At 67.8% G+C, this 12,483-nt stretch carries 10 protein-coding genes and 1 pseudogene; 3 read left to right on the top strand and 8 right to left on the bottom strand.

The features are described from left to right. Positions 1–116: 116 nt before the first annotated feature. The 7 genes from NQV17_RS13175 to NQV17_RS13205 all read right to left on the bottom strand — a co-directional run bounded on the left by NQV17_RS13175 (position 117) and on the right by NQV17_RS13205 (position 10,289). On the bottom strand, positions 117–611 hold the full coding sequence (locus NQV17_RS13175; protein ID WP_257772611.1) for a TetR/AcrR family transcriptional regulator: 495 nt from the start codon (positions 609–611) through the stop codon (positions 117–119). A gap of 81 nt (positions 612–692) precedes the next feature. Continuing rightward, positions 693–1,394: a membrane integrity-associated transporter subunit PqiC gene (locus tag NQV17_RS13180; protein WP_257772612.1), complete on the bottom strand. Its 702-nt coding sequence runs from the start codon at positions 1,392–1,394 to the stop codon at positions 693–695. Continuing rightward, the gene (locus NQV17_RS13185; protein ID WP_257772613.1) at positions 1,391–2,986 is read right to left on the bottom strand and encodes an intermembrane transport protein PqiB; all 1,596 of its coding nucleotides are present in this window, start codon (positions 2,984–2,986) and stop codon (positions 1,391–1,393) included. Before NQV17_RS13185 ends, NQV17_RS13180 begins: the two co-directional genes overlap by 4 nt. A gap of 39 nt (positions 2,987–3,025) precedes the next feature. Further along, on the bottom strand, positions 3,026–4,360 hold the full coding sequence (locus NQV17_RS13190) for a paraquat-inducible protein A (protein WP_257772614.1): 1,335 nt from the start codon (positions 4,358–4,360) through the stop codon (positions 3,026–3,028). A gap of 129 nt (positions 4,361–4,489) precedes the next feature. After that, positions 4,490–5,956, bottom strand: a complete 1,467-nt coding sequence (locus tag NQV17_RS13195) for an efflux transporter outer membrane subunit (RefSeq protein WP_257772615.1) — start codon at positions 5,954–5,956, stop codon at positions 4,490–4,492. Continuing rightward, complete coding sequence (locus tag NQV17_RS13200) at positions 5,956–9,126, bottom strand: efflux RND transporter permease subunit (RefSeq protein WP_257772616.1); 3,171 nt, start codon at positions 9,124–9,126, stop codon at positions 5,956–5,958. The genes NQV17_RS13195 and NQV17_RS13200 overlap by 1 nt, the downstream gene beginning before the upstream one ends. After that, a complete protein-coding gene (locus NQV17_RS13205; RefSeq protein ID WP_257772630.1) occupies positions 9,123–10,289 on the bottom strand; it encodes an efflux RND transporter periplasmic adaptor subunit in 1,167 nt (388 codons plus the stop codon). The genes NQV17_RS13200 and NQV17_RS13205 overlap by 4 nt, the downstream gene beginning before the upstream one ends. Positions 10,290–10,631: 342 nt before the next feature. Between NQV17_RS13205 and NQV17_RS13210 the strand changes: the two genes are divergently transcribed. The 3 genes from NQV17_RS13210 to NQV17_RS13220 all read left to right on the top strand — a co-directional run bounded on the left by NQV17_RS13210 (position 10,632) and on the right by NQV17_RS13220 (position 12,141). After that, positions 10,632–11,396, top strand: coding sequence for a TetR/AcrR family transcriptional regulator (locus NQV17_RS13210; RefSeq protein WP_374692706.1), 765 nt, complete (start codon positions 10,632–10,634; stop codon positions 11,394–11,396). Between the two features lie 89 nt (positions 11,397–11,485). Beyond that, positions 11,486–11,782 (top strand): type II toxin-antitoxin system RelE/ParE family toxin, encoded by a 297-nt coding sequence (locus NQV17_RS13215; RefSeq protein ID WP_257772617.1) that lies wholly within the window; start codon positions 11,486–11,488, stop codon positions 11,780–11,782. A gap of 2 nt (positions 11,783–11,784) precedes the next feature. Further along, the gene (locus NQV17_RS13220; RefSeq protein ID WP_257772618.1) at positions 11,785–12,141 is read left to right on the top strand and encodes an addiction module antidote protein; all 357 of its coding nucleotides are present in this window, start codon (positions 11,785–11,787) and stop codon (positions 12,139–12,141) included. Positions 12,142–12,252: 111 nt separating this feature from the next. Here the strand turns inward: NQV17_RS13220 and NQV17_RS13225 are convergent. Then, positions 12,253–12,483: pseudogene (locus NQV17_RS13225) on the bottom strand (hypothetical protein); the annotation flags it as partial.

Consider the following 12,483-nt stretch of genomic DNA (forward strand, 5'->3'; position numbering starts at 1 on the left):
CCACCCCGAGCGCTCGTGCGGTACCCGTCAGTTGACTCGGGCACCGAGCCTGGCGTGCACCGTTCAGCCGGCGCACGCATCGCGGTGTGCTGGGTCAGCTCTTCGTGCGGTGCGTACTATTCACCGGCACGCAACAGCGCGACGCCGAGCACCGCCGCCCATTCCGCCGACGATTGCATGCACTCCGACGCGTCTGCCGCGCCACTCGCCGCAGTCGGCGGCGCCGGCTCGGCGTGCAGCCGGTCGACGATCTGCCGGATCCCGGCATCGCGCAGCGCGTACAGGTGCACCTCGACCCACAGCGGGAAACATTCCCAGCCGGCGGCAATGTCCGCGGAGCCGGCGGTGCGGGAGCCTTCGCGCTCATGCGCTGCCGGTCGCATTTTCGTCAGTAATTTCGGGCGGTCGCGGCGCAGGATCTCGATCAACAGCTCGCGCTTGTGCCCGAAGTTCGCATAGAACGCGCCGCGCGTATAGCCAGCGCGTTCGACGATGTGCTCGACGGTCGTATCGGCGAAGCCGTTCGCGATGAAGCATTCGCGAGCGGCGGCGACGAGCCGTTCGCGGGTGTCGAGCCGGCGTTGCATGCGGGTCAGGCGGGCGGGTTTCATCCTGAGCTGTCCGTGCGGTGGAAAGGGCTGAAGCGGCGCAATATCGCGCCGCGGGAAATGTCGCGTCGTCACGGCGCCGATTCAATCGTCGAGCGCGTCCGGCGCGCCGCGATCGACAGCGGGGGGCGCGATCGGGCGCCCGGGTGCGCCCGCGCGGCAATCGGCCGGCGGCGCGGCGTGCGCGGCCGCCGCGCGAATGCCCGCGGCGATCCCGAGCGCGAGCGCATCGAGCGCGCGACGCTGCGCGTCGACGAGTGCTTCGTAGCCCGTCGACGCACCGGACCGAACGATGCTGCGGCACGTCAGTGCCGGCTGTCCGGACCCGGAACTCACACTCCACGTTGCATCGAGCAGCACGTGCGATGCCGGCCAGGATTCGATTCGCTGGACGTCCACCGCGACCCGGTAGACGGGCGCGCCGTCCGGGTGGGCGACGCGGTGGACATCGATCGTGCCGAGCCGGGACGCGACGCGCGTCGACAGTCCGCCGCGCATCTCGTCGCCGAGCGGCGCGGCCCAGCGCTCCTGCTCCAGGATGTCGGCCCGATCGGGGCCGCGTTGCACGACGAGCCGGTTGCCGTCCGCAGGCGCCGCGACGTGCACGGCCTGGATGTCGATCAGCCAGGCGGGATGCGTGGCGGAGGCCTCGACGCCCGCATCGTCTGTCACCGCGAGGGTATGGAAATGCACCGGCGGCGACGCGCACGCGCTCAGCACCGCGAGTGCGACGCACGTCGCGATGCGCGCCGGCATACGGAGACGACCAAACGAACGCGCTTTCATTGCCGGTCTCCCTTCTTGCCGAACAGCAGCGATTCGGGATGACGTTCCAGATAGTCCGCAAGCGCATTCAACGACTGCAGCGTTTGCGTGAGCGACTGCATCGCCTCATGAACGTCCGACTGCATCGGCGAATTCTGCCCCAACGTCGACTCTGCCGCGCTGAACGTGCGTTGCGCGGCGGCCAGCGTGTCGCGCGCCTGCGGCACGACCTGCTCGTCGAGGTGACCGAACAACTGGTTCGCATGCGCGAGCGCGCCGTTCAGATTGTTGCCGATCCGGTCGAACGGCACCTGATCGAGCTTGCGCGCGATGTCGGCGATCTGCACCTGCAGCTCGTCGAGCGTGTTGGGCACGGTCGGCAGTTCCACCGGCGTGCGGCGCGCGTCCACGCTCGCGTGCGGCGCCTTCGGGAACATGTCGAGCGCCACGTAGAGCTGACCGGTCAGCAGGCTGCCGGTACGCAACTGCCCGCGCAGCCCCTGGAGCACCAGGTGCTGGAGCAGTTCGTGGCCGCCTGCCGTATCGGGCGCGGGCAGCGCCGTATCGCTGTGTCGGCTCAGTCGCGACGGATACAGCGCCATCGCGACCTTCATGCTGAAGTTGCGCGTGTGTTCGTTGTACTCGATCCCGATGTTCGTGACCTGGCCGAGCACGATGCCCCGCAGATCGACCGGCGCGCCGACCGACAGCCCGCGCAGCGACTGGTCGAAGCGCATGACGACCATCAGCGGCGTGCCGTCGGGGTCGCGCATCGCGTCGGCTTCGTCGGGTGCGAGCCGGAACGGCGTGTTGTCGGCTGCCTGCGGCGCGTCCGCTTGTCCAGGCGGCGATTGAAACGCGAGACCGCCGACGATCACGGTCGCCAGCGACTGCGTGTTGAGTTTCAGGCCGCTCGAATCGAGCCGAAGATCCACGCCGCTTGCGTGCCACCAGCGCGTATTGACGCTGACGTACTTGTCGTAGGGCGCCTTCACGAACGCCTGCACGTCGACGCCGGTACCGTCCTTGTCGAGCGAGAATCCCACGACCTGACCGACCTGCAGATGCCGGTAGAACACCGGCGAGCCGATGTCGACCGAGCCCAGCGAGTCGCCGTGCAGCAGAAAGCGTCGGCCCTGCTGGTCCGCGGTGACGGCAGGCGGCGTCTCGAGACCGGTGAAATCGGTCTGCTTCTGCGACGAGCGGCCAAGATCCGCGCCGATGAATGCGCCGGAGAGAAGCGTGCCGAGGCCGGAAATGCCGGAGGCACCGACGCGCGGTCGAACGACCCAGAAGCGCGTGTCGCGGTTCGCGAAGCGCGCGGCATCGTGCGTCAGCTGAATGCCGACGACCACGCGCTTGAAGTCGGGGGTGAGCGTAATGGTCTGGACGGAGCCGATATCGACGTCCTTGTAGCGGACCTTGGTCTTGCCGGCTTCGAGGCCTTCGGCGTTGGCGAACGTGACCGTGATCGTCGGACCGTTGGCGGTGACGGTCCGGATCACGAGCGACAGCCCGATCAGCGCGCACACGAGCGGCACGATCCAGACGAGAGACGGGATCCAGCGGCTGCGCGGCCGGATCTCGGGTGGCGAAAAATCGAAAGAAGACATCGTTTTGGAATTCGAAATAAAGCGGGCGCTTGCGCCGGTTCAAGGTTGGTGATGGGCGGCGGCGGGGCGGGGCGCGCCGTCCCAGATGAGCCGCGGATCGAACTGCATCGACGCGCACATGGTCAGCACGACCACGGCGCCGAACGCGAGCGCGCCGGGGCCGGGCGTGATGTCGGCGAGCGAGCCGAAATGCACGAGCGCGATCGTGAGCGCCACGACGAATACGTCGAGCATCGACCAGCGGCCCACGCGCTCGACCAGCCGATGCAGCCGGGCTCGTTCGAGCGGCCGCCATTGCACGCCGCGATGGGCGGCGATCGCCTGGAATGCGAGGGCCGCAAGCTTGAGCATCGGCACGAGCACACTCGCGATGAACACGATGACGGCGAGTGCCCAGTCGCCGGACGTCCAGAAGTACGCGACACCGCCGAGGATCGTGTCGTCCTCGGCCCGGCCGAGCGAGGTCGCGTGCATGACGGGCAACAGGTTCGCCGGGATATAGAGCAACGCAGCGGCAGCGACGAGCGCGCCCGTGCGCGCGATGCTGTGCGGACGGCGCGCGTGCAGCGGCGATCCGCAGCGCGTGCAGCGCTCGCCGCATGTGTGTGCCGGCTGCACGCGCGCGCAGAGGTGACAGGCGATCCATCCCGCGGCGCGGGCCGTCATGCCCGCCGATCCGCTGCTTTCCGCGGCCCGGGGCGCCGCATGTCGCGTCGTGTCGGGGCGGGGCGGTTTCGCACGGTCGGCATCGCGTGGCCGCAGTGCGACGAGTTCGTCGTGCGCTTCCCACAGTCGGGCCGGTTCGATCGTCGACAGCACGCAGAGCATCACGGTAAGCCCGGCGAACGCGAATAGCGCGGGCCCGGCAAGCACGTGTGCGAGGCTCGTCAGTTTGATGATCGTGATGAGCACGCCGAGCATCAGCACCTCGACCATGCTCCACGGCCGCAATCGGTGAATGGCGCGCAGCACTTGTGCGAAGTGGCGCGGTACGCGGCCCGCGCGCAACGGCACGAGCAGGTACAGCCATGCGGCCAGCTCCAGTATCGGAAACAGCATCGTCGTGCAGAACACGAGCGCGGCCACCAGCGGCTGACCGTTCGACCATAGCGCGCGAACCGCGTCACCGAGCGTCGCATGCGACGCGATGCCGGCCGCATCGAGCGCGACGATCGGAAAGGCCTGCGCGACGCAACACGTCATCAGCGCGGCGACCGTCAATGCGCACAGCCGGTCGAGCGAGCGGCGGCCGTGCGCCGCACCGCTCACGCGCGCGCGGCATCTCGGGCAGTGCGCCGTCAGCGCGCGCAGGCGCGGCGGACGCTGAATCAGCAGGTCGCATTCGTGGCAGGCGACCAGGTTGTCGGATTTCATCGGGAATCAACCATGCGGGTAATGAAGGCGCGGCGCCGCGCGATGCACGGTACGCCGGGCATCGGGCTTCGAGATTGCGGACCGGTGCGGCCCGAAGGCGCGCGGCCGGTCCATCGACGCAAGCAGCGGCTATTGCCGGGCCGCGACCGTCGTGCCAGTAGCGGGCGGCAGTTCGCCCATTGCCTGCAGCAGCGCCGCCGTATCGGTCATCCGGCGGCTCGCGGCACGCACCGCATCGAGTTCCGCGTTCAGATAGAGCTGTTCGCTCGACCGTTGCGCGGACATCGGAACGGCACCCAATGTGCGGCGTTGCGCCGTTTCATGGAAAGCCTCGCCTGCCGCGCGTGCCGCGAGTTCGTTCGCGGCCAGTCCCTGCGCGTCGTTGTCCAGCGCGGCGAGCGAATCGGCGACGTCGCCGAATGCGGACAGCACCGCCGCCTTGTACTGCAGCACCGCGGCGTCGTACGCATCGCGCGACGCCCGCCGGTGAGCCAGCAGCGCACCGCCGTGGAAGATCGGCTGCGACAGCCCGGCGCCGACGGCCCACAGGCCGCCCGCGCCCGACAACAGCGCTGGCCAGCTGAAGCCGCCGCGCCCCATCGTCGCGGTGAGCGACAGGCTCGGGAACAACTGGGCGGTCGCCCCGCCGACGTCCGCCGATGCCGCCTTCACGGCTGCCGCGGCCGCGCGGATGTCCGGCCGTGCCTTCAGCAGGTCGGACGGCACGACCACGGGCACGTGTTCCGGCAGCGACAGTCCGGTGAAGGAGGGGACCGGCGGTGGCGCGTCGGGCGTGCGGCCCAGCAGGATCGCCAGCGCGTGAACCGCGCTCGCACGCTGCTGGCGCAGCGGCGGCAGCGTCGCGGCGAGCGACGCCGCGCCCTGCGTCGACGCCAGCGACTGCACGTGGGACACCGCGCCGAGCGCGTAACGCTGCTGGTCTTCGAGCGCGGATGCCTCGGCAACGGCGACCAGGCGCTCCGTCAGCAGGATCTGGCGGTCGAGCGTCGCGGCGCGGATGGCGGTGCCGACGATGTTGGCCGCCAGCGCACGCCTTGCCGCTTCGAGCTCGCAACCGCGCACGTCGACGCGCGCGGCGCTCGCCTCGTTCGCATATCGCGTGGCGCCGAACAGGTCGAAGGTGTAATGCGCCTGCAGTTGTCCGACGAAGACGTTGTAGCGCAGGCTTTGCGCGCCCGCGCCGGAGATGTCGGGCGTGCGCGTGCGGGCCACCTGCGCGTTCGCGTCGATCGACGGCAGCGTCGACGCGCCGATCTGCGCGCGCAGTTCCTCCTGCGCGGCGGCGAGCGTCTTTTCCGCCGCGGCCAGCGTCGGGTTCGCGCGCAGGCCTTCGTCGACCAGCGCGTCGAGCGCGCTGGACCGGTACAGGCGCCACCATTGCGGGACGGGCGCGGCGCCGACGTCGAACTGCTGCGCGACGCCTGCCGCTTCGGCGGTGCGCGGCGCCTGAGGCGTCGCGCCGTAGTGCGCCGGCGACGGCATCGCGGGCGGCGTGCTGCTCGGGGCCATTGCACAGCCGCTCAGGCAGAGCGCCGCGCTCGCGGCGAGCACCGATGTGGTAAGGGGAAATTTCATCAGCATGTCTCCGAGGACGCGACGTCCATCGCGCGCGACTCGCGTTCGTCGCTGCGCACCTTGAAGCAGGTCGCGTAGAGGGCCGGCAGGAAGAAGATGGTCAGCACCGTCGCGATCGTGATGCCGCCCATCAGCGCGGTGGCCATCGGGCCGAAGAAGCCGGAACGCAACAGCGGAATCAGCGCGAGCACGGCGGCCGCGGCGGTCAGCATGATCGGCCGGAAGCGGCGCACGGTCGCGCCCACGATCGCGGTGAAGCGTGGCTCCCCGGCCGCGATGTCCTGGTCGATCTGGTCGACCAGGATCACCGAGTTGCGCATGATGATCCCGAACATCGCGATCACGCCGAGCAGCGCGACGAAGCCGAACGGCTTGCCGAACAGCAGCAGCGCCGCGACCACGCCGATCAGGCCGAGCGGGGCCGTCAGCACGACGATGAAGGTGCGCGAGAAGCGCTTGAGCTGGATCATCAGCAGCGTCAGCACCGCGATGATCATGAGCGGCATCTGCGCGTTGATCGACGTCTGGCCCTTCATGCTCTCCTCGGCTGCACCGCCGACCTCGATCCGGTAACCGGTCGGCAGCGTGGCGCGCAGCGTCGCCAGGGTGCCGTCGATGGCGCGCGTCACGCCGATGCTCGGCGCTTCGCCACGAACGTCGGCCTGCACCGTGACGGTCGGCTGGCGGTCGCGTTCCCAGATCACGCCGTATTCGAGCGTGTCGCGCACGTGGCCGATCGTGCCGAGCGGCACCGGGCCGTGCGGCGTCGGGATCGCCAGGCCGGCGAGCTGCGACGGGTCGATCCGTTCGCGCTTCGGCGCGCGCAGGTCGACGTCGATCAGCTTGTCGCGTTCGCGATACTGCGTGACCGTATAGCCGGACAGCGTCATCGCGAGGAAACTCGACACGTCTTCCGACGTCACGCCGAGCTGGCGTGCCTTCAGTTGATCGATTTCGAACGAGACCGATCGCTCCGCCGGCTCGTCCCAGTCGAACTGCACGTTGCGCGTGCGGGCATCGGCGCGCATCTTGTCCGCCACTTTTTCGGCAATGCCGCGAACGGTTGCGATGTCGTCGCCGCTCACGCGGAACTTGATCGGAAAGCCGACGGGCGGCCCGTTCTCGAGGCGCGCGACGCGCGTGAGCACGGTCGGGAAGCGGCTTGCCAGCGTCGACTCGAGCCAATGCGACAAGCGGTCGCGCGATTCGACGTCCTTGGCCGTGATCACGAACTGCGCGAAGTTCGGCTGCTGGAGCTGCTGGTCGAGCGGCAGGTAGAAGCGCGGCGCGCCGGTGCCGACGAAATCGACGACGTGATCGATTTCGGGCCGACCGTCGAGCACCTTCTCGAGCCGCGTGGCCTCACGCAGTGTCGCGTCGAACGAAGCGCCTTCGGGCAAACGCATGTCGACCAGCAGTTCGGGGCGCTCCGAGTTCGGGAAAAATTGCTGTGGCACGCGCGTGAATGCCGCCATCGCGATCGCGAACAGCACGGCCGTTACGCCCAGCACCACCCAGCGGCGCTCGATGCACGCCGAGATCCATCCGGACAGCCGCCGGTAAAAGCCCGTTTCATAAACGTCCTGCCCATGTGCATGAGCGTCGTGATGCTGCTGCTCGGGAAGCATGTGGTAGCCGAGCAGCGGCACCAGCACGACGGCCGCGAACCACGACACGATCAGCGAGATCGCGGACACCTCGAAGATCGACCGCGTGTATTCGCCGGTGCTCGATTTCGCGAGCGCGATCGGCAGGAAGCCGGATACCGTGACGAGCGTGCCTGTCAGCATCGGGAACGCCGTGCTCGTGTAGGCGAAGGCCGCCGCGCGCGCGCGGCTCCAACCCTGCTCGAGCTTCACCGCCATCATTTCGACGGCGATGATCGCATCGTCCACCAGCAGCCCCAGCGCGAGCACGAGCGTGCCGAGCGACACCTTGTCGAGGCCGATGCCGAACACGTGCATGCACAGTGCCGTCACGGCGAGCACGATCGGAATCGTGATGACGACGACCATGCCGGTGCGCAGGCCCAGCGACACGAGGCTGACGACGAGCACGATCGCGACGGCTTCGCCGACCGCTTCGACGAAATCGTCCACCGAGTGCTTGACGGCATGCGGCATGCTCGACACCGCGGCCAGCTTCAGTCCGGCCGGCAAGCCGGCCCGGAGCTCGGCTGCCTTCGCGTCGAGCGCCTTGCCGAGGTCGATCACGTCTCCGCCTTTTTGCATCGTGACGCCGATGCCGAGCACCGCGTGACCGTTCGTACGCATCTGCGTGACGGGCGGATCGTCGTAGCCGCGCGTGACCTTCGCGACGTCGCCGAGCCGGAACGTCCGGCCGTTCACCGTGATCAGCGTGTCGGCGAGCGCCTGCGTGTCCTTGAACGCGCCGCTCGGCCGCACGAACACGCGATCGTCCGCTGTCGTGATCGTACCCACCGGTGCGACGGCGTTTTGCGCGTCGATGGCCTGCGCGAGTTGCTGCGGCGAGATCGCGAGCCGCGTCAGTTGCGCGTTCGAGATCTCGACGAATACGTGCTGGGCGGGGTCGCCGAAGTAGTCGACCTTCGCGACACCCGGCACGCGCAACAGCACGGTGCGCAGCTTGTCCGCGTAATCGTGCAGTTGCGCGGGCGAGTAGCCGTCGCCTTCGAGCGCATAGATGTTGGTATAGACGTCGCCGAATTCGTCGTTGAAGAACGGGCCGACAGTGCCCTTCGGCAGCGTCGCCCGGATGTCGCCAACCTTCTTGCGCACCTGATACCAGGTTTCCGGCACCTGGTCGACCGGTGCCGAATCCTTCATCGCAAAGAAGATCATCGACTCGCCGGGGCGCGAATAGCTCTTGATGTTGTCGACGTAAGGCGCGGCCTGGAGCTGGCGGCCGATCCGGTCCGTGACCTGTTCCTGCACTTCGCGCGCGGTGGCGCCCGGCCAATAGGTCTGGATCACCATGGTTCGGAACGTGAACGGCGGATCCTCCGATTGCGCGAGGCGCGTATAGCCGATCATGCCGAAGATCGTCGCGAGGCCGATCAGGAAGATCACCAGTTGCTGATGCTTCAGCGCCCATGCCGACAGATTGAAACCGCCGTCGTCGCGCGACGCGGCACCGCTTTGTGCGCCGAGCGCACCGTCCGTCGAGGACCGGTGTTCTGGAGCGTTCATGATGCGAAGTCCTCCGCATGCAGCGGCGGCACGACGCGCACGTGCTGGCCGGTACTCACCGTATGGACGCCTTGCATCACGACGCGCTCGTTTTCCGCGAGGCCGGACGTGACCGTGACCGTACGCTCGTCGTAGCGTCCGACCGTCACCGGGCGCAGTTCCAGCGTGTCGCTGCCTTTGCGAATGACCCAGACCGCCGGCGCTTCGCCGGGATGGAAGAGTGCGGTGGCCGGCAGCGTGATCGCGTGGTCCACGGCGGTGTCGGCGGCGCCGTCGAACGAGATGCTGGCGGTCATCCCGGAGCGGACGTCCGGCCCCGGCGTGACCAGCGTCAGCTTCACGCGCCAGGTGCGGCTTTGCGGATCCGCGGCCGCCGCGACTTCGCGCACGCGTGCGTCGAGCACCTTGCCCGGCAGTGCCGTCAGGCTGACGTGCGCGGTGCGGCCGACCGCGAGATCGCGCAGGTCGCGCTCCGCGACGTCGCAGACGATGTCGAGGTCGCCGCTCCAGTCCAGATGAAACACCGCCTGACCGGGCTCGACGTTCTGCCCGGTATCGGCATCCTCCGACGTGATGACGCCGTCGTGATCCGCGACCAGCGTCGCGTAGCGCAGGTGATCGCCCGCGAGCGCCATTTGCGCGAGCGCGGAATCGCGTTGCGCGACCGCCGATGCATACGCGTCCTGCGTCGTCTCGAGCTGCGCGGGCGCAATCAGGTTGGCCTGAGCCTGCGCGCGGTCGCGATCCAGTTGCTGCTTCGCATAGGCGACGCGATGCTCGGCGGCATCGAGCTGCGCGCGCGCGTTCAGCAACGTGTTGTGCAGATCGGCCGGATCGAGCATCGCGAGGGTCTGGCCGGCCTTGACGGTGTCGCCGATTCGCACGCGCCGCTCGACGATCTTGCCGCCGACCCGGAACGACAGCGGCGTCGAATATCGCGCCTGAACCTGCGCGGGCAGCACGCGCTGCACTGCGCCAGTGTCCGCATGAACCGGCTGCGCGACCACCGGTTGCAGTTCGGGCGCCGGGGCCTTATGCGAGTGGCAGGCCGCGAGAAGAATCGCACAGCAGGCGAATGCGATCGGGGCGCGCCGAAGCGGTGGCGCGATGCGTGTCAGAAACGGGCGCGTTGAAGTCCGCGCGTCAAGTCCGGGTGATTTCACGATGTTTCCAAGACAAGTGAGGGTCAAACTAAAAATGGTTCGGCGACCACGGTGGGTCACCCCGGTTTATGCAGGCGCGCGAGGGCGTCTCCGCCGACGGTGCGCATGACGATCAATCAGTACTCCGACGTTCGAGGTGCAGATCGTTCCGATTGCCGACATGACACGGCTTGCGCACGACGATGGCCGCCGAGTGTGCCGACGGGTCCGCCTGCGCGTCGCCGACGCTCGCTGACGTGGGTCCGGAACAGTGTCCGGACAGGAACCGGTTCTGCTGTTTTCGAGATTAGACTCATAACTGATAATGTTGTCAAGTATGAGTGAGTCATCTAGAATTGCGTCATGCAGAAAATTCTTATGGAAAGGGAAGGTGCGCTCGTGGACGACAAACCGGTCCGGCCGCGTCGCCCGAATGCGTCAGTGACCGAAGCGGAACAGCGTCAACCGCGCGGTGCCCGGCGCAAGGAGGCGACACGTATGCGCTTGCTGCGGGCGGCGTTCGGCCTGATAGCGGAAAAGGGCAGGGACAACGTCGCGATCAGCGAGATCACCGAGGCGGCGGATGTGGGGTTCGGCTCGTTTTACTACCACTTCGAATCGAAGGACGGCATCTTCGCCGCGCTGACCGAGTGGGTGTTCGACGATTTCGCGGACGGGCTCGAGCGCCTTGCGAGCGGTTTGTCGGATCCGGCCGAGGTCGTGTCGGTTTGCGTGCGTCACACGCTGATGCGCGCGCGCCGCGAGCGGCTCTGGGGGCGGTTCCTGATGCGGGAGGGCTTCTCCGCGCGTGCGCTCGACCACGGGCTGGGCCGGCACTTGCGGCGGGACAGCGAGCGCGGAATCGCGGCACGCCGCTTCGTCGTCGGCGATCCGTTCATGAGCGTGCTCGCGATGACGGGGACGATCCTGGCGGCGATCGCGGCGGAGTGCTACGCGGCCGACACGGCGGAGGGCGAAGCGAGGAAGCCGGCGGGAGACGAAGGCCGGCTCCCCGAGCGGGCCGCAGCGATGGTATTGCAGACGCTCGGCCTGACGCGCGCCGAAGCAAAGGACGTGGCGAACCGACCATTGCCGCCCGGCGACTTCACTGCTGCGGAGAGTAGTTGACGGTTGGTGGGCGCCGACGCGGGGGCCGGCCGATCCAGTTGGGCGACGAGGCAGTAGCTATAGTGTCCCTCATGGGTTACAATTCATTCATGTTCAAAGTCCTGACCACCCCCCAATTTGATAGCTGGCTCGATGGGCTTCGCGATCCGGTCGGCAGCGCGGCAATCAGTCTGCGCATCGAGCGGGCGAAGCTCGGCAACCTTGGCCAGTGGCGCGCAGTCGGTGGTGGTGTCAACGAAATGAAGATCGACGTAGGGCCGGGATACCGGGCCTACTTCGTGCGGCGCGGAAAAATCATCATCGTGGTGTTGTGCGGCGGGGACAAGTCGACGCAAAAAAAGGACATCAAGACGGCGAAGCAAATCGCCGGTGAACTGGAGGATTGAAGATGAAAATCAGCGAACTGGCCGAATTCGACGGCTCGAAGTACCTGAAGGACGAGGAAACGATTCGTCACTACCTGGCGCAAGCGTTCGAAGATGGCGATCCGCGCCTGATCCAGGCCGCGCTCGGGAACGTCGCGAAAGCGCGCGGCATGACCGCGCTGGCGCGCGAGTCCGGCGTAAAGCGAGAAGCACTCTATCGTGCGCTGTCGGAAGGTGGGAACGCGGAGTTTGCAACGATCATGAAGGTTGTCGGCGCGTTGGGATTGCACCTGACCGTTGCGCCGGCGCAGCCGGCGGCGGAAGCGACGCCGGAGCCAGCTCCGACACGAACGCGCGCCCGCACTGCGGCGCATGCGTAGCGTCACCGGGGCCGACTGCGAATGTCGCGCCGGTCCACCGTGGTCTATGCAGCCGGCGAGGCCGGCGGAATGGCGTATGGACCGAAGCTCACGACTCGCCGAGCCAGTCGTTCAATCAGCGCGCGAGGGCGGCGGCGAATGGGCCGTCGTGCTTCGCGCGCGAATCGCGTCGACGACGTTCCTGCCACGCACGTAGTTCACGAGGTTGCGCTGGCTCGAAAGGTAATGCGATGCGTGCACGCCGAGCCAAGCGAGCATTTCGTCTGGCGTCAGTTTTTGCCGATTCGGGCCATCGGTTTGGTCAGCTTCATTATTTGACATAACGTGAATTATCGATATGAC

Source organism: Burkholderia sp. SCN-KJ, from assembly GCF_024656005.1.
In the GTDB taxonomy this organism is placed as follows: domain Bacteria; phylum Pseudomonadota; class Gammaproteobacteria; order Burkholderiales; family Burkholderiaceae; genus Burkholderia.

Coding starts and splice junctions, on each gene's coding strand:
- NQV17_RS13175 (WP_257772611.1), bottom strand. CDS start 611: ATGAAACCCGCCCGCCTGACCCGCATGCAACGCCGGCTCGACACCCGC.
- NQV17_RS13210 (WP_374692706.1), top strand. CDS start 10,632: ATGCAGAAAATTCTTATGGAAAGGGAAGGTGCGCTCGTGGACGACAAA.
- NQV17_RS13185 (WP_257772613.1), bottom strand. CDS start 2,986: ATGTCTTCTTTCGATTTTTCGCCACCCGAGATCCGGCCGCGCAGCCGC.
- NQV17_RS13195 (WP_257772615.1), bottom strand. CDS start 5,956: ATGAAATTTCCCCTTACCACATCGGTGCTCGCCGCGAGCGCGGCGCTC.
- NQV17_RS13200 (WP_257772616.1), bottom strand. CDS start 9,126: ATGAACGCTCCAGAACACCGGTCCTCGACGGACGGTGCGCTCGGCGCA.
- NQV17_RS13180 (WP_257772612.1), bottom strand. CDS start 1,394: ATGAAAGCGCGTTCGTTTGGTCGTCTCCGTATGCCGGCGCGCATCGCG.
- NQV17_RS13220 (WP_257772618.1), top strand. CDS start 11,785: ATGAAAATCAGCGAACTGGCCGAATTCGACGGCTCGAAGTACCTGAAG.
- NQV17_RS13190 (WP_257772614.1), bottom strand. CDS start 4,360: ATGAAATCCGACAACCTGGTCGCCTGCCACGAATGCGACCTGCTGATT.
- NQV17_RS13215 (WP_257772617.1), top strand. CDS start 11,486: ATGTTCAAAGTCCTGACCACCCCCCAATTTGATAGCTGGCTCGATGGG.